The organism is Amorphus suaedae (assembly GCF_053629675.1).
The window spans coordinates 1,652,103-1,674,101 of record NZ_JBRJIT010000001.1 but is presented as its reverse complement, the minus strand read 5'-3'; the positions used below and the strand labels follow the sequence as shown (position 1 = coordinate 1,674,101).

Below are 21,999 nucleotides of genomic sequence, written 5' to 3'. Positions count from 1 at the left end.
TGGATCCTCTTCCCGTGCTACGGGTCAATCCAGCCGCCCCAGGGTGGCTCTAGAGTCCTGGCCACATGCCGCCGTCGAGCCGCAGATTCGCTCCGGTTATGTAGCTCGCGCGGGGACTGGCCAGGAATGCGATCGCATCGGCAATCTCGTCGAGCGTACCGACGCGACCCATCGGAACCTGGGCAAAGACCGGTAGCACGGCTTGCTCGATCTCCGGCCAGGGTGCGTCTCGCTGGAGGCCTTTCTCTACCGCCACCTTTCTGAAAGCCTGGTCCAGGCTCACGCTGTGGATCGTGCCGGGCGATACCGTGTTCGCCGTGATGCCATCTGCCGCGACGGCTTTCGCTAGGGAGGCCGTCATGGCGATCATGGCAGCCTTTGCAGCCCCGTAGTCCGGCCGGTGCGGGGGCGGCATCAGTGCGGCAAGGCTGGAAATGTTGATGATCCTTCCCCATCCCGCGGCCTGCATGTCCGGTAGGAGCAAGGTCGTTATCCTGACGGCAGCGAGGACATTCCGGTCGTAGCTGGCCACCCATGTCCGGGCGCGCGTCGTCGTCCAGTCCTCCGTCTCCCCGGACCCGCCCGCGTTGTTGACCAGGATCCCGACAGGCCCGGCGAACGACTTGGCTTCGGTAACGAGCCTGGCGACCTCATTTTCGTCGGTGAGGTCGCCAGTGACGGCATGGGCCCGGCCGCCCTGGGCGACGATGTCGCGAGCGACATCATCCGCTTTCGATCTGTTGCGACCGTGGACGAGGACGACCGCGCCCTCCCGGGCAAGACCTCTGGCGACGCCTTCGCCGATCCCCTTGCTGCTGCCCGTTACCAGCGCAACTCTGTCTTCGAGTTGTAGATTCACCGCACGCCTCCTGTTTGCGTAGGCGGCGATACGAGGAGACTTCGATGGAAGAGGCAATTAGGCACTTAAAAGTGCCTGTCGAGGAGGACGACAGGGCTGACTGCCTCGGAGCGGACGGCTCGGTGTTCCATGTGACGAGAGTGCTGCGCATGATCAGCGGTCGATGGAAGCTTCCTATCCTGTTCCGTTTGTTCGCCGAACCGTCAATGCGGACTTTCCAGTTGCTGCGCGACATTCCCGGTGTCTCCCAGAAGATGTTGACGCAGCATCTGAGGGAGCTGGAGGCGGACGGGCTGGTGGCGAAGCGGGACTTCGACGAGCAGCCGCCACATGTGGAATATCGGCTTACCGGCGCAGGCCGCGACCTGATGCCGATCCTGATGGCGGCGCGGGAGTTTTCCCGACGACATCAGGGTGATGTGTGCGAAGGAGCGAAGTGAAGCTCTCGCTCAGTTGCTTCCATCCAGCAGCCGTCGCGCAATCACCTGGGCCTGGATCTCGCCGGCGCCCTCGAAGATGTTGAGGATGCGGGCGTCGCAGAGCACCCGGGAGATCGGGTATTCCAGCGCGAAGCCGTTGCCGCCGTGGATCTGCAGCGCGTTGTCGGCGGCCGCCCACGCGACGCGGGCGGCCAGCAGCTTGGCCATTCCCGCTTCCAGGTCGCAGCGCCGGCCGGAGTCCTTCTGGCGCGCCGAGAAGTAGGTCAGCTGGCGGGCGATCGTGACCTCCACCGCCATCATCACCAGCTTGTCGGCGACCCGCGGGAACGCGAAGATCGGCTTGCCGAACTGCACCCGCTCGCGGGCATAGCGCAGGCCGAGTTCGAGGGCCGCTTGGGCGACGCCGATGGCGCGCGCGGCGGTCTGGATGCGAGCGGACTCGAAGGTCTGCATGAGCTGCTTGAAGCCCTGGCCCTCGACGCCGCCGAGCAGCGCGTCCGCGGCCACTTCGAAGCCGTCGAAGGCGATCTCGTATTCCTTCATGCCCCGGTAGCCGAGCACCTCGATCTCGCCGCCCGACATGCCTTCGGCCGGGAACGGGTCCGCGTCCGAGCCGCGCGGCTTTTCCGCCAGCAGCATCGACAGGCCGCGATAGCCGCTCTCGGCCGGGTTGGTGCGCACCATGAGGGTCATCAGGTCGGCGCGGACCGGATGGGTGATCCAGGTCTTGTTGCCGCTCACCCGGTAGACGTCGCCCTCCTTCGTCGCCCGCGTCTTCAGCGAGGCGAGGTCGGAGCCGGTGTTGGGCTCGGTGAAGACGGCGGTGGGCAGCACCTCGCCGGAGGCGATCTTCGGCAGCCAGTGCTCCTTCTGGGCCTCGGTGCCGCCGCCGAGGATCAGCTCGGCGGCGATCTCGGAGCGGGTGCCGAGCGAGCCGACGCCGATATAGGCGCGCGACAGCTCCTCGGAGACCACGCACATGGCCTCCTTGCCGAGCTCCAGCCCGCCGTAGGCCTCCGGGATCGTCAGCCCGAAGACGCCGAGCTCGGACATCTTCGCCACCACGTCCATGGGGATGTAGTCGTTCTTCAGGTGCCATTCGTGGGCGAACGGCGAGACCTCGGCCTCGGCGAAGCGGTGGATCTCGACGCGCATCGCCTCGATCGTCTCGTCGAGGCCGAGCGCGCCCACCGGCGAGCCGATGTCGTGGATCTCCAAGAGGGCGGCGAGTTCGGCGCGGGTGGCGCGGGTGTTGCCCTCGTCGATGAACCACAGCACCGCGTCGGTGCGGGCCGGCGCCACGTCGGCGTCGGCGAGGCCGAGGTCGCGCAGCCGCACAGTCTCGCCCTGGTTCATCGGCACGCCGGCGAAGATCTGGGTCAGGTACTCGCCGAAGCCGATGCGGAGGATCAGCGCTTCCGCCGCGCCGAGGGCGTTTTCGCCGGCCAGACGCTCGGCGTAGTCGGCGAGCTGGCGCAGCGCCTCCACGTAGGTGGAGAGCCAGGCGAGGCCGTGGACGCCGTGCTGGTCGGCCTCCAGCCGCGCCGCATCGATCCGCCCGTCGACCATCAGCGCATCGCGGACGCTGGCGCGCGCGCGCGCCGCCAGTCCGTCCACCGCCGCGACCGCTTCCTGGGCGCGCGCGATCAGTGCTTCCTGCGACACCTCGGATGAGACAACATCGGCGAGCATGGCAACCTCCCTGGCAAGACCCGGGGAAGACGATATAGACAGGTCGGGTAGCTCGGCAAATGAAGTTGTGCGTTGCGGCATGTCGCCGGCTGCGTGTTGAGGGTGTTGTCGCCTGTCATGGCCTTTTCCGTCGACCACCGCTACTACACCGACCGGCTGCGCCGGGTGGCGCGGAAGCTGCCGTGGATCGGTCCGACGTGGCGGGTGGTGTCCAGCGCGCTGGTCCGCTTCGACGGTGACGACGGGTGGGCGATCGCCAGCCACGTAGCGCTGTCGATGCTGCTGTCGCTGTTCCCGTTCCTGATCATCCTCGGCACGCTGGCCAGCCTGTTCGGCTCGCAGGAACTCGCCACCGAGGCGACGCAGCTGATCTTCTCCACCTGGCCGAGCGGGGTGGCCGACCCGATCGCCAACGAGGTGAGCGCGGTGCTGAAGCGCCCCCACGGCGGCCTCCTGACGGTCAGCTTCGTGGCGTCGATCTGGGTCGCCTCCAACGGCATCGAGGCGCTGCGGCTGGCGCTCAACCGCGCCTACCGGTCGAGCGAGGACCGCGGCCTGGTGTTCCGCCGGCTGCAGAGTCTGGGCTTCGTGGTGTTCGGCTCGGTGACCATGCTGGCGGTCGGCGTGCTCCTGGTGCTCGGGCCGATCGGCTGGGGCAGCGCCGTCGTCTTCGCGCCGTGGCTCGGCGCCTTCACCGGCATCTTCCACCTGGCGCGCTTCTTCCTGGCGGCGATGATCATCGTGGTCGCGCTGGTGGCGGCCCACGTCTGGCTGCCGGCGGGCAGGCGGCGCTTCGCCGACCTGATGCCGGGCATCGTCGCCACGCTGGTCCTGTGGATGATCGGGGCCGCCGGCTTCGGCTACTATCTCAAGGATTTCGCCAACTACGCGGCCACCTATGCCGGGCTCGCCGGCATCATGACCGCCATCGTGTTCCTGTACATCTCCGCCGGGCTCCTGATCCTCGGCGCCGAGATCAACTCCGCGCTGCTGCGCTACCGCTCCCAGCGCGCGCTGACGCCCGAGCCCGACTGAGCGTCCGCCTCACGCCGGCTTGCTCCGGCCGGCCAGCGCCACGGCGGCGGAGGCCAGAACCATGCCGAAGATCTGCAGCGGCAAAAGGTTCTCGCCGAAGAACAGGAAGCCCATCAGCGCGGTCGTCGCCGGCACCAGATAGAACAGCGTGGCGAGCTTCGAGACGGCGCCGGCGCGGATCAGGATCATGAACAGCGTCACCGCGCCCACCGACAGCACCAGCACCAGCCAGGCGAGGGTGGCGATGAAGGTGGGCGTCCACTGCACCACCATCGTCTCGGTGAGGAGCGCCATCGGCAGCGCCACGATCAGGCCGCCGGTGTACTGCAGCAGCCCGCCGATCCACAGGTTCGTGTCGGTGGCGAAGCGCTTCTGGTAGACGGTCGCGCCGGAGATCGCGATCACCGCCACGACGACGGCGGCGATGGTGGCGGGCGTGATGCCGCCGGAGACCAGCGTGAAGCGGGGCCCGAGCACCAGCCCGACGCCGATCAGCCCCACCGCCAGCGCGCCGAGGGTGCGCGGCGACAGCTTCTCGCCGAGGGCAAGCGCCGCGGCGATCGCCGTCATCAGCGGCTGCAGGCCGACGATCAGCGCCGCCACGCCGGCCGGCATCCCGTGGGCGATCGCGAAGAACACGCCGCCCAGGTAGATCCCGTGCATCAGCATGCCAATGACGACGGAGTGGCGGATGCGGCCGCGCCCGGTGGGGAAGCGCGCCCCGGTGATCAGGATGGCGGCGCCCATCACCGCCATCACCAGCACGAAGCGCAGGGCGAGAAAGGTGAACGGCTCGGCGTAGGGCGCGCCGAACTTGGAGCCGATGTAGCCGGTCGACCACAGCACGACGAAGAGCGACGGGACCGCCCATTCGACGAGGAGGCGGGGCGGTCCGGCCGGCCGGGGTTGGTCGGTCATCGAGCCGACCGGGGCGCCGAGGCGGCGGGCGTGGGCACGCGGGTCTCTCCTGGAAACGGTCCCGGGGGGCGGTCGTGCCGCCCGCGCCCGGGTGGGGCAGAAGTGATTCTGGTCGCCCCGACCAAAGCACCGTCTTGGCCGGGCGGCAATCCAGGCGTGTCCCGGTTGCGGGCCGTTAACCGGATGCTAACCATGTTGGCGCGATCGTTGGCGCCAAGGAACGGCCAGGGGGGCGTTCCGCCGGATCGCCCAACAGCCTGACGGAACCTGCCATGAAGCGTCTGCGAACCCTTGCCGTCTCCGCCGCCATCCTGGCGTTCGCCGCCGGGGCGGCCACGGCCGGCCAGACCGTGCGCGTCTGGGATCCCCAGAACCAGCGGTGGATCGACTACCGGCCGATCGGCTCCAAGCCCAAGGCCGAGCCGCGGCCCACCTACCGCTTCTACGATCCGACCTCGGGCAAGTGGAAGACCTACCAGGCGTCGCGCGAGGAAATGGCGGCGATCCACGAGGCGCAGTACCGGCGCCGGGTCGTGCCGTTCCGGACCAACGAGCCGGTGGGCACGGTGATCATCGACACCGCCACCCGCTACCTCTACCTCGTCGAGCCCAACGGCCAGGCGATCCGCTACGGCATCGGCGTCGGCCGCGATGGTTTCACCTGGAACGGCGTCGAGCACATCAGCCGCAAGGCGGAGTGGCCGGACTGGCGGCCGCCGGCCGACATGCTCGCGCGCCAGCCGAACCTGCCGGACTTCATGCCCGGCGGGCCGGAGAACCCGCTCGGTGCCCGCGCGCTCTATCTCGGGTCCACGCTCTACCGCATCCACGGCACCAACCAGGCCTGGACCATCGGCTACGCCGTCTCGTCGGGCTGCATCCGCCTGAAGAACGAGGACGTCGCCGACCTCTACGACCGGGTGCCCGTTGGCGCCAAGGTGATCGTGCTCGGTCCCGACAGCGACCGCCGCGTGGTCACCGCCGCGCTCGAAACGGCGGGCTGACCCTCACACCCAGATGGCGATCGGCAGGCCGTGGGCGTCGTGCTCCAGCGGCGCCGGAAACGGTTCCGCCTCGCCATCGGCGATGCGGCAGGCGATCAGCACGTTGGCCGCCGCGTCGAGCAGGTCGTCCGCGCCGACGCCGGGCAGGCGCGGCGCGTCGAACAGCGCCGCCGGCAGGCCGCACGCCTCCAGCAGCGCGCGGCGCTCCACGAGCCCCTCCTGCGCCAGCGTGCTTTTCACCTTCTTCGGCTTCTCCATCGCCCGCCCGCCGTTGAGGCGCCAGAAGGCGACCTCCGGATGCGTCTCGTAGAGGCGCGGGATCAGCTCCGGGCGCGCGATGAGCAGCGCGTCGATCTCGCGGATCTTGTCGAACAAGAAGAAGCATTGCTTGGACACCGCGCGCGGTGGGTCGGAGGTCTCGCGGGCGATGCGGCAGGCCTCCGGATAATCCGCGGCATGGACGGCGGCGCGCGACGGCACCGAGAACACCGACGACTGGCGCATGCCGAGCAGGGGGCGCACCGCGCGCTCCGGCCCGCGTCCGCCGGGACCGGTGCGCTCGCGCAGGCCGATCGGCATGTCGACGGCCAGGACGGCGCTCTCCGGCAGGTCCTCGACCAGGTCGGCGATCCGGGCGTAGGTGCGCGCCTTCGGGGCTTCGGGCCGGTCGCGGTCGAGGATGACGGCGACCCAGCCGCCGCGGCAGCCGTCGACGCCGGCGACGATGCGGGTTCCGGTCATGCCCGGGCTTCGGCGATCCGGCGCATCTGCACCATGGCCATAGGCCGCGCCAGCCGGCCCTGCTCGGCGACCACCATCAGCTCGTCCGAGCCGGCCTTCGCCGAGCGCGCGACGATCTCGTAGGCGCCGGCCGCGGTGCGCTCCAGCGCGGCCGGTCCCGGATGGCCGGCGAGCACCTGGTCGATGAGGAGGGCGCTCGAGAGATCGCCGGGGCCGTGCGGCGGGTGCGCCACCAGCGGGTGTTCGGCGACCCATGCGCCGCGCGGCGTGGTGTAGAGCATGGCGACGGAGTTGCGCATCAGGGCCGGGGCGGAGGTGACCAGCACGCGCTGCGGCCCCAGCGCCCGGGCGGCGTCCAGGGTCTCGTTGATGGTCTCGATGGAGCGGCCGGTCATCCAGGCAAGCTCGAACCGGTTGGGGGTGGCTATGTCGGCGAGCGGCAGCAGCTCCGAGCGGATCGCCTCGGCGGTGGCGTCGGGGACGTAGAGCCCGCCGTCGTCGGCCGAGACCGGATCGCAGAGGTAGCGAATGTCGGGCTTGCGCTCCTTCACGCGCCGCACGAACCGGGCGACCGCGGGCGCCTGCTCGGCGCTGCCGAGATAGCCGGAGATCACCGCGCCGACCTCGTCCAGCCAGGCGGTCTCGGCAAGGTCCGCCAGCGCGGCCTCGAAGTCGGCGACGGGCGGCACGATGCGGGTGGAGGGCCCATGCCCCGGGTGCCAGGGCAGGAACACCGTGGGTACCGACCACACCTGGTGGCCGAGGCGTTCCAGCGCGAAGCCGGCGGCGCGCAGGCCGATCCCGCCGCGCGCGACGAGCGAGGAAATGACGACGACTGCGGCGGGCGAAGCGGTGGTCATGGGGTCCTGTCCGATGCCTGCATCGCGCGAGCGGCGCGGGTACCATGCGCCGTCCTTGAGCGAGCGATCAACGTTTCAGCGGCCGTGTGCCGGTCTGGTTGCCGTTGATCTACCCGATCCGCGGCCGGCAGGAAATCACGCGATCGCGAGAGCGGGCCTGCGGCGCTTGATGCGGTCTGGTCTCATAGACCCTATACCGACACGCCGCCCCTCTGCCGTCGGTCAGACCATGTCGTGGGTGGCGACGACGAAGCCGGGATCCGAGCGGGTGCCCGGATGCGCCGGATCTTCGGTGACGAGCAGGGTGGAGCCCGCAACGAACAGCGAGGCCAGACGCTGGCGCACGTTCGCATCGGCGGAGATCCGGTGGAGCGGATCGCTGCTCGGGGCCTCGGGCGTTTGTGAACCGGCCGCCGTCTCGTAGCGGACGGCGACCCAGGCCGGCGGTCCGTCGGTGCCTTGGGCCTTCATCACATAGAGCGTGTTGCCGATGGGAGGGCCGTCGGCGACCGTGATCGGCCCGTCGAAGGTGAGGGTGCCGTTCTCCATGACATAGATCCGGCCATCGGCGGCGGAGGCGATGACCGCCGCGGGTGTGGCGGTCGATGCGCCGGCGGGCACGGCGGCGGTGTCGCCGTCGGTCATGATCGTCTCGGCCACCGCCTCGCTTTCGGCGTCTGCCGGCAACAGCAGGCCGGGATGCAGCACGTCGGCCGGACCCGAGTGGCTGTCGGCGATGATGACCGGCGTGCCGAGAGGGGTGATGCCGAACAGGTCCTTGGCAAATGCCAGCGGCAGGTGAACGCACCCGTGCGAGGTCGGATAGCCGGGCAGGTTCCCGGCATGCAGCGCGACACCGGACCAGGTGAGCCGCTCGGTGAAGGGCATCGATGCGTTGTTGTAGATGCTCGAGTGGTGGTCCTTGTCCTTCTGCAGGATCGTGAACACCCCGGTGGGCGTCTCGTGGCCCGGCTTGCCGGTCGAGGTCGTGGAGACAGCGACCAGCTCGCCGGCTCGGTACACGTACAGCCGCTGCGCCGGCAGCGAGACGATGATGACCATCGGGCCGGCCGGGGCGCGGTCGAGGTCCCAGAAGAACTCGCCGGGCTTCATCGCCGCGATGTCGAGGGCATGGCCGCGCGAAACGAGTCCGAGGCCCGCCGCACCGAAGATGACAAGACCATTGAGAAAGAGACGGCGATCGATCACGGCGAATCCTCGCAGGGCGCGGGCCGCACCGATCGGCGGCCTCAGCGGGGCAGGCGCGCGGACGAATTCCGCCGCCGGCGCATGATCTCACCGGTTATGGTTAACGGCGGGTTAGCGCTTCTTCTGAAGCCGCCAGACGGTGGTATGCTTGACCTCGCTGTCCTCCAGCGCGCGGGTGACCTCGACGTGGTACTCGGCGACGCGCGCGAGACGGTCGCGGGGCAGGTAGGAGCGGCCGGGATCGCCGATCAGTACCTCGGTGCCGGCCGACCGCGCGCGGTCGAGCCAGGCGAGCGCCGCTTCCGCCATGGGTCGTTCGTAGAAGATGTCGCCGGCGAGCAGCAGGTCGACGTCGGGCGGCGGCGCCGCAAGGACGTTGCCCAGATGCGCGACGACCGACACCCCGTTCAGATCGGCGTTCATGGCGATCGCCTCGATGGCGAAGGCATCGATCTCGCTGGCGACGACGCTGCGCGCGCCGCTGCGCGCGGCGGCGATGGCGACCAGCCCGGAGCCGCTGGCGAAGTCGTGGACGCTCTGGCCGGCCACCAGGCCGGGGTGGTCGAGAAGGTAGCGCGACAGGGCCTGCCCGCCGGCCCAGGCGAAGGCCCAGAAGGGCGGCGGCACGCCCAGCGCGCCGAGCTCCTCTTCGGTCTTTTCCCAAAGGTCCGTTGCCTCGTCGGCGAGGTGCAGGACGATCTCGGGCACATGGGGTGGCGCCCACACCCGCGTATGGTCGCGGATGAACGCGCGGCGGCGCGCGGACGCAGGATCCTCGCCGGTGGGCGGGGTCGCGGTCAGGCTGTCACGCCGCCCATCTTGCACACGAGCTTCCACTCGTCGTCGGTGACCGGCTGCACCGAGAGACGCGAGTTCTTCACCAGCATCATGTCGGCGAGCTCCGGCGTCTTCTTGACGGTCTCCAGCGTGACGGGCTCTTTCAGCGGCTTCACCGCCGCGATGTCGACGCAGTGCCAGGTGCCCGTTCCGTCGGTGGAATCCGGGTGGGCTTCGGCCACCACCTTCACGATGCCGACGATCTGCTTCTCGTTGACCGAGTGGTAGAAGAAGCCGAGATCGCCGATCTTCATCGCCTGCATCTGGTTCTTGGCGAGGTGGTTGCGCACCCCGTTCCACTCTTCGCCCTCCTTGCCCTTCTTCACCTGGTCGTCCCACGACCAGGTGTTCGGCTCGGACTTGAACAGCCAGTACGCCACGATCTCAGAGCTCCGTTCCGAGCACGTAGCGCCAGGGCATGATCTCGGTGCTCTCGAACAGGCCGGCATGGGCGTACGGGTCGTCGGCCAGGTAGGCGCGGACCTCGTCCAGGCTCTCACCCTCGACGATCAGCATGGAGCCCTTCGGCGTCACGCCGTCGTCGGCGAGAAACGGTCCGCCGAGCTTGATGTTCTTGCCGGTGCGCTGGAGCCAGGCGACGTGGTCGGGGCGGGTGTCGGCGCGCAGCTGGGTGGCACCGGGCTTGTCGCGGCAGATGGCGAGGAACAGCATGGGCATCCTTTCCTTCTCGTTGAAACCGTCGGTCTGCAAACGGCGTGTCTTCGGGTAGCGCAGTCCGCCGCCCGACACCAGAAGAAGCGGCGGCGGATCCTCCATATGGCGAGGGATCAGCCGTCCTCGCGCTTCAGCGGTCGGCTCAGCAGCGCGTCGATCGCCTCGTCGATGGTCAGGCGGTCGTCGAGGACGGCGGCGACGGCCTCCATGATCGGCGTGTCCACCTCCAGCCGCCGCGCCCGCGTCAGCGCGATCGGCGCGGTGGCGACGCCTTCCACCAGCGGGCCGGACCGCAGGGCGCCGGCGACGGTGGCCGTGCCGCGCCCCAGCGCCTCGCCGAACGCGAAGTTGCGCGACTGGGGGTTGGTGGCCGTCAGCAGGAGGTCGCCCAGCCCCGACAGGCCGGTGAGCGTCTCGCGGCGGCCGCCGTCGGCGGTGCCGACCCGGATCAGCTCCGCCAGCGCGCGGGTGGTGAGGGCGGCATGGGCGCTCGCCCCCAGCTCGCGGCCCTTGACGATGCCGGCGGCGATCGCGAGCACGTTCTTGAGCGCGCCGCCGATCTGCACGCCGCGCACGTCATCGGAGGCGTAGGGGCGGAAGCCCGGCGCCGCGAACACCTCGGCGAGAAGCGGCGCCAGCGCGTGCTCGACAGTGGCGATGGTGACGGCGGTCGGCAGGCCGCGCGCCACCTCTCCGGCGAAGCCCGGACCGGACAGCACCGCGAGCCGGGCCTGGGGAACCGTCTCCGAGACCACCTCCGACAAGAGCCGGCCGGTGGCGCGTTCGATGCCCTTGGCGGTGATGACGATGGGCGTGCCGTCGGCGATCGACACGGTCGCGGCGGAGGTGACCTCGCGGGTCGTCTGGGCCGGCGTGGCCAGCACGACGATGTCGGCGCCGGCCGCCTCGGCGAGATCACCGGTGGCCTCGATGGCGGGGTCGAGCTCGACGGCGGCCAGATGCGGCGACCGGCGATCGGCGTTGATGGCGTGGACGGTGTCGGCGGAGCGGCCCCAAAGGATGACGCGGTTGCCGGCTCGCGCGGACACCTGGGCAAGCGCCGTGCCCCAGGCGCCGGCGCCGAGAATGCCGATGGTGCGGGGGCCCGCCATCCTCAGACCTTCACCCCGAGCCGGCCGTAGCCGACCAGCGGGGCGGCATCGGCGTCGAGCGGCCAGCGCGGCCGGGCGGTCAGGGCCGGATCGTCGTCGAGGCCGGCGGCGGCGCGCTCGGCGGCCGCCCAGGCGATCATCACGCCGTTGTCGGTGCACAAGCGCGGCGGCGGCACGACGAGCCGCCCGCCGGCCGCCCGCGCGGCGCCGTCGAGGGCGGTGCGCACCGCGGAATTCGAGGCGACGCCGCCCGCCGCCACGAGGGCGGGGCTGTCGGAGCCGGTCTCGGCGCGGAAGCGCGCCAGCGCGCGGGCGGACTTGATCGCCAGCACGTCGGCGACGGCCGCCTGGAAGCCGGCGCAGATGTCGGCGATCGCCTGGTCGTCCAGCGGATCGGTGCGCTCCGCGGCGAGCCGCACGGCGGTCTTCAGGCCGGCGAACGACAGCGCCAGGTCGGGCCGGTCGGCGAGCGGGCGCGGGAACGTGAAGCGCTTCGGATCGCCGGCAAGCGCACGCTTCTCCACCTCCGGGCCGCCCGGATAGGGCAGCGCCAGCAGCTTGGCGGTCTTGTCGAACGCCTCGCCAAGCGCGTCGTCGATGGTGGTGCCCCAGCGGCTGTAGCGGCCGACGCCCTCGACCAGGATGAACTGGCTGTGGCCGCCGGACACCAGCAGCAGCAGGTAGGGGAAGTCGAGGCCGTCGGTGAGGCGCGCGGTGAGCGCATGCGCCTCCAGGTGGTTGATGCCCCGGAACGGCAGGCCGGCGGCGCTCGCCACCGCCTTGCCGGTGGTGAGCCCGACCAGCAGCCCGCCGATCAGGCCCGGCCCGGCGGTGGCGGCGACGAGATCGAGGTCGGAAAAGCCGAGGCCGGCGTCGGCCATCGCCTTTTCCACCACGGCGTCGACCACCTCGACGTGGGCGCGCGCGGCGATTTCCGGCACCACGCCGCCATAGGCCCGGTGGGCCTCCACCTGGCCGCGGATGACGTCGGACAGAATCCGGCCTCTGCCCGGGCCATCCGAATGGATGATGCCCGCGGCCGTTTCGTCGCAGCTTGTCTCGATGCCGAGTACGATCATGGGATCCGCTGGCGCCAAGCGGCTTGGCCACCGGGGGGCGCGTCGTTATGGTCCGTGCTTCGTCCCATGCGGTAGCATCGGAAGCGCACTTCTTGCAATTGGACTTGAGCATTGGAACGGATACGCATCGGCACCCGGGGCAGCCCGCTCGCGCTCGCCCAGGCCCATGAGGTCCGCGGCGGTCTCGTCGCGTCGACCGGGCTTTCGCCCGAGGACATCGAGGTGGTCGTCATCAAGACGACCGGCGACAAGGTCCTCGACCGGCCGCTGTCCGAGCTCGGCGGCAAGGGGCTGTTCACCAAGGAGATCGAGGAGGGGCTGCTCGACGGCTCGCTCGACCTGGCCGTGCATTCGGCCAAGGACGTGCCCACCCAGCTGCCCGACGGGCTGGCGCTCGCCGGCTACCTGCCGCGCGAGGACGTGCGCGACGCCTTCATCTCGCTCACCTCGAAAAGCTTCGACGACCTGCCCCGGGGCGCGGTTGTCGGCACCGCGAGCCTGAGGCGCGGGGCGCTCGCCAGGCGGCTCAGGCCGGACCTGCAGGTGGTCAACTTCCGCGGCAACGTGCAGACGCGGCTGAAGAAGCTGGCGGCCGGCGACGTCGACGCGACCCTCCTGGCGATGGCCGGGCTGAAGCGGCTCGGCCGGCCGGAGATCGCCACCTCGATCCTCGAGATGGACCGGTTTCCGCCGGCGCTGGGGCAGGGGGCGATCGCCATCGAGACCCGGGCCGACGACATCCGCGTGCTGGAGGCGCTGGCGCCGCTGCTCGACGTGACCACCGGCACGGCGCTGGCCGCCGAGCGCGCCTTCCTGGAGGTGCTCGACGGCTCGTGCCGGACGCCGATCGCGGGGCTCGCGACCGTCACCGGCGATGCCGTCAGCCTGCACGGCCTGATCGCCACCCCCGACGGCGTCCGTGTCGAGGAGATGGTGCTCGACGGGGCGGCCGCCGATGCGGTGGAGATCGGCCGCGAGGTCGGTCGCCGCCTCAGGGAGCGCGCCGGCCCGGACTTCTTCGCGGACTGGGTCTGATCATGCGACTGCTCGTCACGCGGCCGCACCCCCAGGCCGAAGAGACGGCGGCAGAGCTGCGCGCCCTCGGCCACGAGGTCCTGATGGCGCCGCTCTTGGAGATCGTCACCGACCCGGACGTTTCCCTCGAGCCGGACGGCGCCGACCTGGTTGTGCTGACCAGCCGGGGCGCCGTTCGGGCGCTCAAGGGACATCCGGGGCTGCCGGGCATCGCGGCGATGCCGGTGCTGGCGGTGGGCGAGGCGACGGCCGAGGCGGCGCGCGCGGCGGGCTTTTCCGACGTGCGGGCGGCCGGCGGCGACCTTTTGTCGGTGGCGAGGGCCATCGAGACGGATCCAAATCTCCCCCGGACCGTTCTCCATATTGCGGGCCGCGATCGCAGTGGCGATCTCGGGGCGCTGCTGGGCGCGGCCGCGGTCTCGGTCGTCACCCGCGTATGCTACCGGGCGGAGCCGGCGACCGCGCTGCCGGCCGACGCTGCGGCGGCGCTGCGGGAGGGGGCGATCGACGGGGTGTTGTCCTTTTCGCCGCGCTCGGCGGCAACGCTGGTCGCGCTTGCCGAGGCGGCAGGGCTCGGACCGGCGCTGGCCGAGGTGCGTCACTTCTGCCTGTCGCATGCAGTGGCCGAGGTGCTCTCCGGCGCCGGCGCTGGCCGAGTCGAGGTGGCGGCAACGCCCGACCAGGCGGCGCTGCTGGAGCTGATCGGAAGCGCGTAGGGCGCGCGCGAACGAGGGGTGGGGATGGTGCGTCCGGGTGGATCCGGGGCGCGGGTTCCGACATTTGGTGTATAACCGGACCCGAGGCGACGATAGTGTCTCTCGGGGTCGAAGCGAGGACGGGGACGACGATGGCGGGGACGAATGATCCGGGCGATCCGACGGGCGGAAAGGGACGGCGACATCCGCAGGTCCTCGATCTGTCGGCCTCGGAAGTCGAGCCGCGCAAGACCGGCGCAGCCAATGAAGCCACCGGCGCGAAGCCTTCCGACGGCGTGAAGGCGGCGGACAAGGCACCGCAGGGCGGCGCCAAGGCGGCTGAGGGGTCCGCGTCGTCCGACGCGAAGACGACCGATGCGCCGGATGGCCCCGTGAAGGCCGGCAAGGCAGCGGACACGAAGACCTCCGAAGCCAAGCCGTCCGACCCGAAGGACCCCGCCAAGGAAACCAAGCCTACGGCAGAGGCCAAGGGCCCCGCTGCCACGGCCGCCAAGCCGGCCGGTGACGACAAGACCACCGCCGCGAAGGCCGGTGAGGCCTCCAAGAGCGCCGAGACGCCGAAGCCGGGCGACGCCGCCAAGGCGGGCGCAGCAGCGTCCGCTGCCCGCGCGACCGCGGTTCCGAGCGTCGGCGCCAAGGACGAGCCGGCGAAACCGTCCACGGACAAGGATGCCAGGTCCGGCGCGACGGCCGCCCCTGCGGCGGCGTCATCCGCCAAGCCGGGCGAGACGCCGGCCAAGTCGGACGCTGCCAAGCCGGACGCTGCAACGCCGAAAGAGACCCCGACTTCCCCATCCGGCACCCCGCCGCCGGCGTCATCGTCGCGCAGCGGGGTCGGCTTCGGCGGCCTGCTGCTCGCCGCCGTGGTGGGCGGCGCCGTTGTCCTGGGCGGCGGCTATCTCGCGCTCAATTCCGGCGCGATCCAGCTGCCGGCGGGACCGCCCCAGCAGGGTGCTCCCGCAACGGGCGGCGACGTGCAGGCTCGGCTTGCGGCGCTGGAGAACAGGGTCGACACGGCCGCCTCGGCCGCAGGCACCGCCGCCTCCGACGAGGTCGACGGCCTGAAGTCCGACGTCGCGGCACTGAAATCCCAGATCGGCTCGGTCGACGGCGGGCTGCCCGACAAGGTCGCCGCGCTCGAAACCCGGGTCGAGGATCTCGCCAACGCCGAACCGGCGGTGACGCCGGACCAGATCGAGACCCTGCGTGGCGACATCTCGCGGGCGTCGGACGCGGCGGCGCAGGCGGCGACTGCCGCCGGCAACGCCGCCACAACGGCGGGCAATGCCACTGCCGCCATCGGCCCGCTCCAGCAGTCGGTCCAGGCGCTGCAGTCCGGCGAGGCCGAGCTGAAGGCCACCGTCACCGACATGACGGGCCGGGTGGCCGAACTTGAGAAGATCGTTGGCGGCACCGGTCCGCGCGAAGTGGCAGCCCTCGCCCTGTCCACGGCGGTGCTCGACAGCGCGCTGCGCAACGGCCAGCCCTATGGCCCGGCGCTGGCTGCGGTGAAGACCCGGCTCGAGGATCCCGCCATGGTGGCGCCGCTCGAGCCCTATGCCGAGACGGGCCTTCCGACCCGGCGCGAGCTGATCGCCGCCTATCCGGAGGTCGAGGCCTCCGTGCGCCGCACGCTCCGCGGCAACGCCCAGAACGAGGGCTTCGTCGCCGGGCTGCTGGCCAACGCGGAATCGCTGGTGAAGGTGCGCCGCACCGACGCACCGGACGACGGCGGCGTCTACGCCACCCTCGACACGATCCGCGCCGACCTTGCGAAGGGCGACCTGGCCGCCGCATCGACCGCGTGGACCAATCTCCCGGGACCCGCCCAGGAGGCGTCGCAGGCGTGGCACGACCAGCTCGCGGCCCGCGTCGCCGCCGAGCAGCTGGTCGACAAGGTCACCAAGGACGTGCTCGCCAGCCTCGCCGACACCCCGACCGGGCAGCAGGTTGCGCCGGCCGGCTCCACCACGCCCGGGAACTGATCGAGCGGAAGCAAAGCCATGATTCGCCTTCTTGTGTTCCTGGTCCTGGTCTTCGTGCTGGCGCTTGCCGGTGCGTGGATGGCCGATCGCCCCGGTGCGGTGGAGATCGACTGGCTCGGCTATCAGATCCAGACCTCCACCACCGTCGCGGTGGTCGCCCTGGTCGCCGTGGTGGCCGCGGCGATCATCCTGTGGTCGCTGTTCCGCGCCATCGTGCGCTCGCCCGGCAAGATGTCGCGCTTCCTCAGCCGCCGGAAGAAGGACAAGGGCTACCAGGCGCTCTCCAACGGCCTGATCGCCGTCGGCTCGGGCGACTACCGTCTGGCCCGCCGCTATTCCGTCGAGGCGCGGCGCACGCTTCCCAACGAGCCCGCCGTAGCGCTGCTGGAGGCCCAGACGGCCCAGCTCGGCGGCGACCGTGGGCAGGCGCGCACTGTCTTCCAGGGCATGCTGGATGACCGCGACACCCGCCTGCTCGGACTGCGCGGCCTCTACATCGAGGCGAGCCGCGAGGGCGAGGCCGAGGCCGCGCGCCATTATGCCAACGAAGCCGCGGAAGTGGCGCCGAGCCTGCCGTGGGCCGCGACCGCACAGTTTGAGCACGCCGCCGCGGACCGCGATTGGGAGGAGGCGACCCGCATCCTCGACCGCAACGCCCACAACAGGCTGGTGGACAAGGCCGAGGCGCGCCGGCTCAAGGCGGTGCTGCTGACGGCGCGGGCCAACGAGATCGAGATGGGCGAGCCGGAGAAGTGCCGCGCGCTCGCGCTGGAGGCCCACAGCCTGGCCCAGGACCTGGTGCCCGCCGCCGCCGTCGCCGGCCGGGTGCTGGCGCGCCTCGGCGACGTTCGCCGGGCCAGCAAGATCATCGAGCAGACCTGGAAGCGGACCCCGCATCCCGATCTCGCCGAGGCCTACAGCCACATCCGCCAGGGCGACGCCGCCCGCGACCGGCTGAAGCGGGTGAAGGCCCTGGCCGCCCTGCGGCCGGCGAGCGACGAGGGCGCCTTCGCGGTGGCCGCCGCCGCCATCGACGCGCGCGAGTTCGACGAGGCGCGCGCCGCCATGCGTCCGGTGCTGAACAACCATCCGACCCAGCGGGCCTGCCTGCTGATGGCGGAGCTGGAAGAGGCCGAGACCAACGACCAGGGCCGCGTCCGCGAGTGGCTGTCGCGCGCCGTCCGGGCGCCGAAGGATCCGGCGTGGACCGCCGACGGGATCGTGTCGGAGACCTGGGCGCCGGTGTCGCCGGTGACGGGCCGTCTCGACGCGTTCGAGTGGCGCGTTCCCTACGAGGCGCTGGGCGCCGCCATCGAGCCGCCGATCGACGAGGCGATGTTCGAAGCCGCTCCGCCGCTTCTGAAGACGGTGCCGTCGACGGCGCCGGCCTCGGCGGAGGCCGCGGTGGTGGCGATTTCCACCGAACCCGTCGCCGCACCGCCGCCGGCTCCGACACCCGCGCCCGAACCGGAAAAGAAGGCCGAGCCGGTGGTGGAAAAGGCCGCCGAGCCAGTGGCGGCCAAGCCGGTCGCGGTCGAACCCGAGATCGTCCCGCCGCCGGGTCTCAGGACCGGCTCGCCGATCCCTGAGGAGAACGTCACCGACGTGAAGCCGGTACCGGTCGCCGCGGAGGGCGAGACCCCTCCGGCGAAGGACACCGCGCCCGCCGGCGTCAACGGCAGCAGCCGCCCGGAAACCGTGCGCTTTCCGCTGGAAACGGCGCCGGACGACCCCGGCACGGGAGAGGACGAGCCCGACGAGGGCCTGCCCGACCCCAAGCGCCGGATGCGTTTCTTCAACTGAGCGCGCAGGCCTGTCAACCGCCCGCTTCGGGTCCTCCCGGGCGGGCGGATTTGGCCATTTCCCTCCCGCCGCCTATAGTGCGGCCCGCAAGCACATGCGGGACCGCGTGCCCTCGGGGCCCTTTTCGATCGTCGGTGCTCTCACCGGATCGGAAACCGATGTCGCGCGGCGCGTCCCTGGTCGGAGAAGGCTCCGGCCGGACCCCGTGCCGATTGCGCGGTCTGACCGCGACGGATCGTGCCTGCCAGCGAAAACCCGACCCGTTGTCTCCTCCATCAGGTGCGCCTGCCAGACCGGAGGCAGCGCCGGCCAAAGGAGACATGCATGACCGATTCCGCCACCGACAGGCTCGCCCAGGTATATGGGGCGAAGTCCGATCAGGAACGGCGGTCCGCCTACGCGGCCTGGGCAAACGAATACGAGCGCGACCTCGCGCAATGCGGCTACCTGCTGCCGGGCGTGGCGGCGGCGATGGCGGCCCGCCATGTCGGCACCGGTGACGGCACCGTTCTCGATGCCGGCTGCGGCACCGGCCTCGTCGGCCAGCTTCTGTCGCTCGTCGGCTACGCGCCGCTGGTCGGCATCGACCTGACCGACGAGATGCTGGCGGAGGCCGGCAAGAAGGGCGTCTACGACGAGCTGCGGGCCATGCGGCTCGGCGACCGGCTCGATTTTCCCGACGACGGCTTCGCCGCCATCCTGTGCATCGGCACCCTGACGCCCGGTCACGCCGGTCCGGAGGCGTTCGAGGAGCTGCTGCGGATCCTCCGCCCCGGCGGACGCATCATCTTCTCGCTGCGCGCCGACGAGGGAATCGACCCGGCCTATGGCGAGACGATCGAGCACTACCAGTTCGACGGGCGCTGGCGGCATGTGGAATCGAGCCCGCCGTTCCCTGGCATGCCGGGGGAATCGGTGGAAATTCTCCACCGCATCCACGTCTATTCCAAGTAGAGGGGAAGGGGCCCCGCTGATGGCGCTTGCGCGCCGCCGCAAATCCTGACTGGAATTCACCGATTTTTTGCGTGCGCGTGGCGAAAGGGTCTGGACGGATCGTCGGCACCGCGATATTTGAATAATTCCAATCTGTAACGCAAAGAACGGAGCCAGCCGGCATGAAGGGCGATCCCGAGGTCATCGACTATCTCAACCGTGGCCTGAAGAGCGAGCTGACGGCGGTCAACCAGTACTGGATGCACTACCGCCTGCTGGACGACTGGGGCTTCACGCTCCTGGCGAAGAAGGAGCGCGAGGAGTCCATCGAGGAGATGCACCACGCGGATTCGTTCGTCACGCGCATCATCTTCCTCGAAGGCTTCCCGAACATGCAGACGCTGGAGCCGCTCCGCATCGGCCAGAACGTCAAGGAAGTCCTGGAGTGCGACCTGGCCGCGGAGCAGTCCGCGCGCGAGCTCTACAAGGAAGGGCGCAAGCTCTGCCACCAGAAGGAAGACTTCGTGTCGATGGCGCTCTTCGAGAAGCTGCTGTCCGACGAGGAAAGCCACATCGACTTCATCGAGACGCAGCTCCAGCTTCTGGAGTCGATCGGCCTCGAGCGCTACTGCCTGCTGCAGGCGGCGCCGGCCAACGAAGCCGAATAAGTCCTTTCGGACCTTCGATCCGACGGAAGGCGGGTGCTGCGGCGCCCGCCTTTTTTCGTGGTCAGGACAGCCGCGTGACCGGCCCGCCCGCCGCCTCGGCGTCGGCGGGGTCGTGGGTGACCAGCAGCACCGGCAGCCGCCGGTCCGCCGCTGTCTGGAACACCAGCGCCCGGATCTGGTCCTTCAGCGCCGCGTCGAGCTTGGAGAAGGGCTCGTCGAGGAGCAGCGCCCCCGGCCGCGCCGCCATCACCCGCGCCAGCGCGACGCGCGCCTGCTCGCCACCCGACAGCGTCACCGGATCGCGCGCGCCGAAGCCGGCCAGGCCGACCTCGGCGAGCGCCCGCTCGACCGTCTCCGCCCGCGCCCGGCCGCGCACCTCGGCCGGTACGGCGAAGCGGACGTTGCCGCCCACCGAGAGATGCGGGAACAGCAGCGGATCCTGGAACAGCAGCCCGAGCCGCCGACCCGCCGGCGGCAGCGCGCCGAGGTCGACGCCGTCGAGCGCCAGCCGCCCCGCGCCGGAAAACGGCGGGCGCAGGAACCCGGCGATGTAGGCGAGCAGGGTCGACTTGCCGCTGCCTGAGGGGCCCATCACCGAGTGGACGGTGCCCGGGGGAATGCGCGCCGACAGCGCCAGCAGCGGCGTACCGGCCCTGGCGATCGCGACGCCGTCGAGGACGAGGCCGTCTGTGGGCGCCGTCATGTCCGCATCCCCCTCAGGCCGCGGCGGTTGCGGAACAGGAGCGCCGGCACCGCCAGCGCCACCGAGAAGGCGAGGAACGGCAGCAGCATCTGCAGCACCGAGGCGACGCCGATCAGCCGCCGCGAGCCCCCCGCCGACAGGGCGATGGCCTCCGTCGTCACCGTCATGACGCGGCCGGCGCCGATCAGCGCCGTCGGCAGGTAGAGCCCGACGGACACGGCGAAGCCGACGGCCGCGGCGGTGAGCACGGCCGGCAGCAGCATCGGCAGCCGCACCGCCACGAAGATCCGCGCGTCGGAGGCGCCGAGGGCGGCCGCGACCTCGCCGTAGCGCGGGTCGAGGGCGCGCCACGCATCGCCGAGCGACAGCAGCACGTAGGGCAGCACGAAGATCAGGTGCGCGAACGCGACCGCCCCCAGCGACGGCCCGAAGCCAACGCTGAGCATCAGCACCTGCAGGCCGAACAGGAACGACACCTGCGGCACGACGATCGGCAGATAGAGCAGCGACAGCACCCGCGCGCCCGGCGCGTGGTCCATGCGGCTCTCGTTCTCCAGGCAGGCGAGCGTGATCGCCGTGGCGACCAGCGTCGCCGCCAGTGCCACCAGCACGGTGACGACAAGCAGCGCGCGGGTGCCCGCCCAGTTGGCGGTCCAGGCGTCGAGGGAGACGCGCGTGGGCAGCGCGTCGGGAAAGCGCCAGACATCGGCGACCGACCAGATGGCGAGGCCGAGGAGGCCGAGCCCGACCACGGCGGCGCAGGTCAGCGCCAGGCCCGCGCCCAGCGCCCGCGCGATCCCGTCCCGCGTTCGCCGCCGGCCCGAGGCAACGAGCCCGCGTCCGAGGAGGCCGACGCATGTCTCCAGGCCGAGCCAGGCGAGCATGGCCGCGCCCGTGACGCCCACCTGCAAGAGCGCGCCGGCGGAGGCGGAGAAGCGGCGGCCGAGGTCGGGGTCGCCCATCCAGCCGACAAGCCGCACCGCCAGCGGCGCCGGCGTGGTGGGGCCGAGCACCAGCGCCACCTCGACGGTGGCCGTGGCAAACGCGATCACCGCGAAGATCGGCAGCCGCAGCTGCGGATAGAGGCGCGGCAGCACCGCGAAGGCGAAGCCGGCGACGCGGCCGTAGCCGAGGCCGGTGGCCACCCGCGTCAGCCGCTCGGCATCGGTCTGCGGCAGCGCCGCCAGCGCCATCAGAAGCAGGAACGGCACCTCCTTGGCGACGAGCGCGGCGATCATCGCGAGGCCCGCCGGATCGTGGACGATCAGGAGGTCCGGCGGACGGTCGAGGCCGGTCGCCCACGGCGAGGCGAGGCGCACGAGCCAGCCCGACGGGCTGATCAGGAAGGCGAGGCCGAGGGCGGCGGCTGCGTGCGGCACCGAGAGCAGTGGCGACAGGGTGCGCCGCATCCATGCGAAGGCGCGCGTGTGCGACCAGCCCGCCACGAACAGCAGCGTGATCGCGGTGGCAATCAGCGCCGAGGCGCACCCCGTCCACAGGCTGAGGCCCACCGAGGTGGCAAGCCCCGGTTCGGCCAGGAGCCGCCGCCACGGGTCGAGGGACAGGGCGGTCCCGCCCAGCGCCGGAAAATAGCCGAAGGCGGGCAGCGCCACGCCGGCGAGACCGGCCACGACCGGGCCGATCAGGAGCGCGAGGGCCGCCGCCGGGGCGAGGCGCAGCATGGCGCGGGTCCGG

At 71.1% G+C, this 21,999-nt stretch carries 22 protein-coding genes; 9 read left to right on the top strand and 13 right to left on the bottom strand.

The features are described 5' to 3' along the window. Positions 1–49: 49 nt before the first annotated feature. On the bottom strand, positions 50–859 hold the full coding sequence (locus AB7M35_RS07515) for an SDR family NAD(P)-dependent oxidoreductase (RefSeq protein WP_453958534.1): 810 nt from the start codon (positions 857–859) through the stop codon (positions 50–52). A 44-nt stretch (positions 860–903) separates the two neighbouring features. Here AB7M35_RS07515 and AB7M35_RS07510 point away from each other — a divergent pair, with 44 nt between their 5' ends. Beyond that, entirely contained in the window at positions 904–1,299 is a 396-nt protein-coding gene (locus AB7M35_RS07510; RefSeq protein ID WP_453958532.1) for a winged helix-turn-helix transcriptional regulator, read from the top strand. A 9-nt stretch (positions 1,300–1,308) separates the two neighbouring features. On the opposite strand, the gene AB7M35_RS07505 is transcribed toward AB7M35_RS07510, so the two are convergent. Beyond that, positions 1,309–2,991: an acyl-CoA dehydrogenase family protein gene (locus AB7M35_RS07505; protein WP_453958531.1), complete on the bottom strand. Its 1,683-nt coding sequence runs from the start codon at positions 2,989–2,991 to the stop codon at positions 1,309–1,311. 117 nt (positions 2,992–3,108) lie between these two features. On the opposite strand from AB7M35_RS07505, the gene AB7M35_RS07500 reads away from it, so the two are divergent. Next, positions 3,109–4,026, top strand: coding sequence for a YihY/virulence factor BrkB family protein (locus AB7M35_RS07500; protein ID WP_453958530.1), 918 nt, complete (start codon positions 3,109–3,111; stop codon positions 4,024–4,026). A 9-nt stretch (positions 4,027–4,035) separates the two neighbouring features. Here the strand turns inward: AB7M35_RS07500 and AB7M35_RS07495 are convergent, their stop codons facing one another. Beyond that, positions 4,036–4,944: a DMT family transporter gene (locus AB7M35_RS07495; protein WP_453958529.1), complete on the bottom strand. Its 909-nt coding sequence runs from the start codon at positions 4,942–4,944 to the stop codon at positions 4,036–4,038. Positions 4,945–5,216: 272 nt separating this feature from the next. Between AB7M35_RS07495 and AB7M35_RS07490 the strand changes: the two genes are divergently transcribed. Next, complete coding sequence (locus AB7M35_RS07490) at positions 5,217–5,948, top strand: L,D-transpeptidase (protein ID WP_453958528.1); 732 nt, start codon at positions 5,217–5,219, stop codon at positions 5,946–5,948. A gap of 3 nt (positions 5,949–5,951) precedes the next feature. Here the strand turns inward: AB7M35_RS07490 and AB7M35_RS07485 are convergent, their stop codons facing one another. The 8 genes from AB7M35_RS07485 to tsaD form a co-directional block, all read right to left on the bottom strand. Beyond that, the gene (locus AB7M35_RS07485) at positions 5,952–6,689 is read right to left on the bottom strand and encodes a DUF429 domain-containing protein (RefSeq protein ID WP_453958526.1); all 738 of its coding nucleotides are present in this window, start codon (positions 6,687–6,689) and stop codon (positions 5,952–5,954) included. Then, positions 6,686–7,549: a pyridoxal kinase PdxY gene (pdxY, locus tag AB7M35_RS07480; protein ID WP_453958525.1), complete on the bottom strand. Its 864-nt coding sequence runs from the start codon at positions 7,547–7,549 to the stop codon at positions 6,686–6,688. The genes AB7M35_RS07485 and pdxY overlap by 4 nt, the downstream gene beginning before the upstream one ends. Before the next feature lie 222 nt (positions 7,550–7,771). Further along, a complete protein-coding gene (locus AB7M35_RS07475) occupies positions 7,772–8,758 on the bottom strand; it encodes a L,D-transpeptidase (protein ID WP_453958524.1) in 987 nt (328 codons plus the stop codon). 111 nt (positions 8,759–8,869) lie between these two features. Continuing rightward, a complete protein-coding gene (locus tag AB7M35_RS07470; RefSeq protein ID WP_453960660.1) occupies positions 8,870–9,559 on the bottom strand; it encodes a class I SAM-dependent methyltransferase in 690 nt (229 codons plus the stop codon). Further along, positions 9,556–9,975: an EVE domain-containing protein gene (locus tag AB7M35_RS07465; protein ID WP_453958522.1), complete on the bottom strand. Its 420-nt coding sequence runs from the start codon at positions 9,973–9,975 to the stop codon at positions 9,556–9,558. The genes AB7M35_RS07470 and AB7M35_RS07465 overlap by 4 nt, the downstream gene beginning before the upstream one ends. 4 nt (positions 9,976–9,979) lie before the next feature. Further along, the gene (locus AB7M35_RS07460; RefSeq protein ID WP_453958520.1) at positions 9,980–10,273 is read right to left on the bottom strand and encodes a YciI family protein; all 294 of its coding nucleotides are present in this window, start codon (positions 10,271–10,273) and stop codon (positions 9,980–9,982) included. 110 nt (positions 10,274–10,383) lie between these two features. Further along, positions 10,384–11,382, bottom strand: a complete 999-nt coding sequence (locus tag AB7M35_RS07455) for an NAD(P)H-dependent glycerol-3-phosphate dehydrogenase (protein ID WP_453958518.1) — start codon at positions 11,380–11,382, stop codon at positions 10,384–10,386. A gap of 2 nt (positions 11,383–11,384) precedes the next feature. After that, on the bottom strand, positions 11,385–12,461 hold the full coding sequence (tsaD, locus tag AB7M35_RS07450) for a tRNA (adenosine(37)-N6)-threonylcarbamoyltransferase complex transferase subunit TsaD (protein WP_453958516.1): 1,077 nt from the start codon (positions 12,459–12,461) through the stop codon (positions 11,385–11,387). A gap of 111 nt (positions 12,462–12,572) precedes the next feature. Between tsaD and hemC the strand changes: the two genes are divergently transcribed. The 6 genes from hemC (at position 12,573) to bfr (ending at position 19,601) form a co-directional block, all read left to right on the top strand. Continuing rightward, complete coding sequence (hemC, locus tag AB7M35_RS07445) at positions 12,573–13,496, top strand: hydroxymethylbilane synthase (RefSeq protein ID WP_453958514.1); 924 nt, start codon at positions 12,573–12,575, stop codon at positions 13,494–13,496. A gap of 2 nt (positions 13,497–13,498) precedes the next feature. Further along, positions 13,499–14,212, top strand: coding sequence for a uroporphyrinogen-III synthase (locus AB7M35_RS07440; RefSeq protein WP_453958512.1), 714 nt, complete (start codon positions 13,499–13,501; stop codon positions 14,210–14,212). Between the two features lie 131 nt (positions 14,213–14,343). Then, on the top strand, positions 14,344–16,197 hold the full coding sequence (locus AB7M35_RS07435) for a hypothetical protein (protein WP_453958511.1): 1,854 nt from the start codon (positions 14,344–14,346) through the stop codon (positions 16,195–16,197). 18 nt (positions 16,198–16,215) lie between these two features. After that, the gene (locus tag AB7M35_RS07430; protein ID WP_453958509.1) at positions 16,216–18,000 is read left to right on the top strand and encodes a heme biosynthesis HemY N-terminal domain-containing protein; all 1,785 of its coding nucleotides are present in this window, start codon (positions 16,216–16,218) and stop codon (positions 17,998–18,000) included. Positions 18,001–18,324: 324 nt separating this feature from the next. Then, positions 18,325–18,954 (top strand): class I SAM-dependent DNA methyltransferase, encoded by a 630-nt coding sequence (locus AB7M35_RS07425; RefSeq protein ID WP_453958508.1) that lies wholly within the window; start codon positions 18,325–18,327, stop codon positions 18,952–18,954. Between the two features lie 161 nt (positions 18,955–19,115). After that, complete coding sequence (gene bfr, locus AB7M35_RS07420) at positions 19,116–19,601, top strand: bacterioferritin (protein ID WP_453958506.1); 486 nt, start codon at positions 19,116–19,118, stop codon at positions 19,599–19,601. 61 nt (positions 19,602–19,662) lie between these two features. Here bfr and AB7M35_RS07415 read toward each other — a convergent pair whose 3' ends face one another. Continuing rightward, positions 19,663–20,304 (bottom strand): ATP-binding cassette domain-containing protein, encoded by a 642-nt coding sequence (locus AB7M35_RS07415; protein ID WP_453958504.1) that lies wholly within the window; start codon positions 20,302–20,304, stop codon positions 19,663–19,665. After that, positions 20,301–21,986 (bottom strand): ABC transporter permease, encoded by a 1,686-nt coding sequence (locus tag AB7M35_RS07410; RefSeq protein ID WP_453958502.1) that lies wholly within the window; start codon positions 21,984–21,986, stop codon positions 20,301–20,303. The genes AB7M35_RS07415 and AB7M35_RS07410 overlap by 4 nt, the downstream gene beginning before the upstream one ends. Positions 21,987–21,999: the final 13 nt, after the last annotated feature.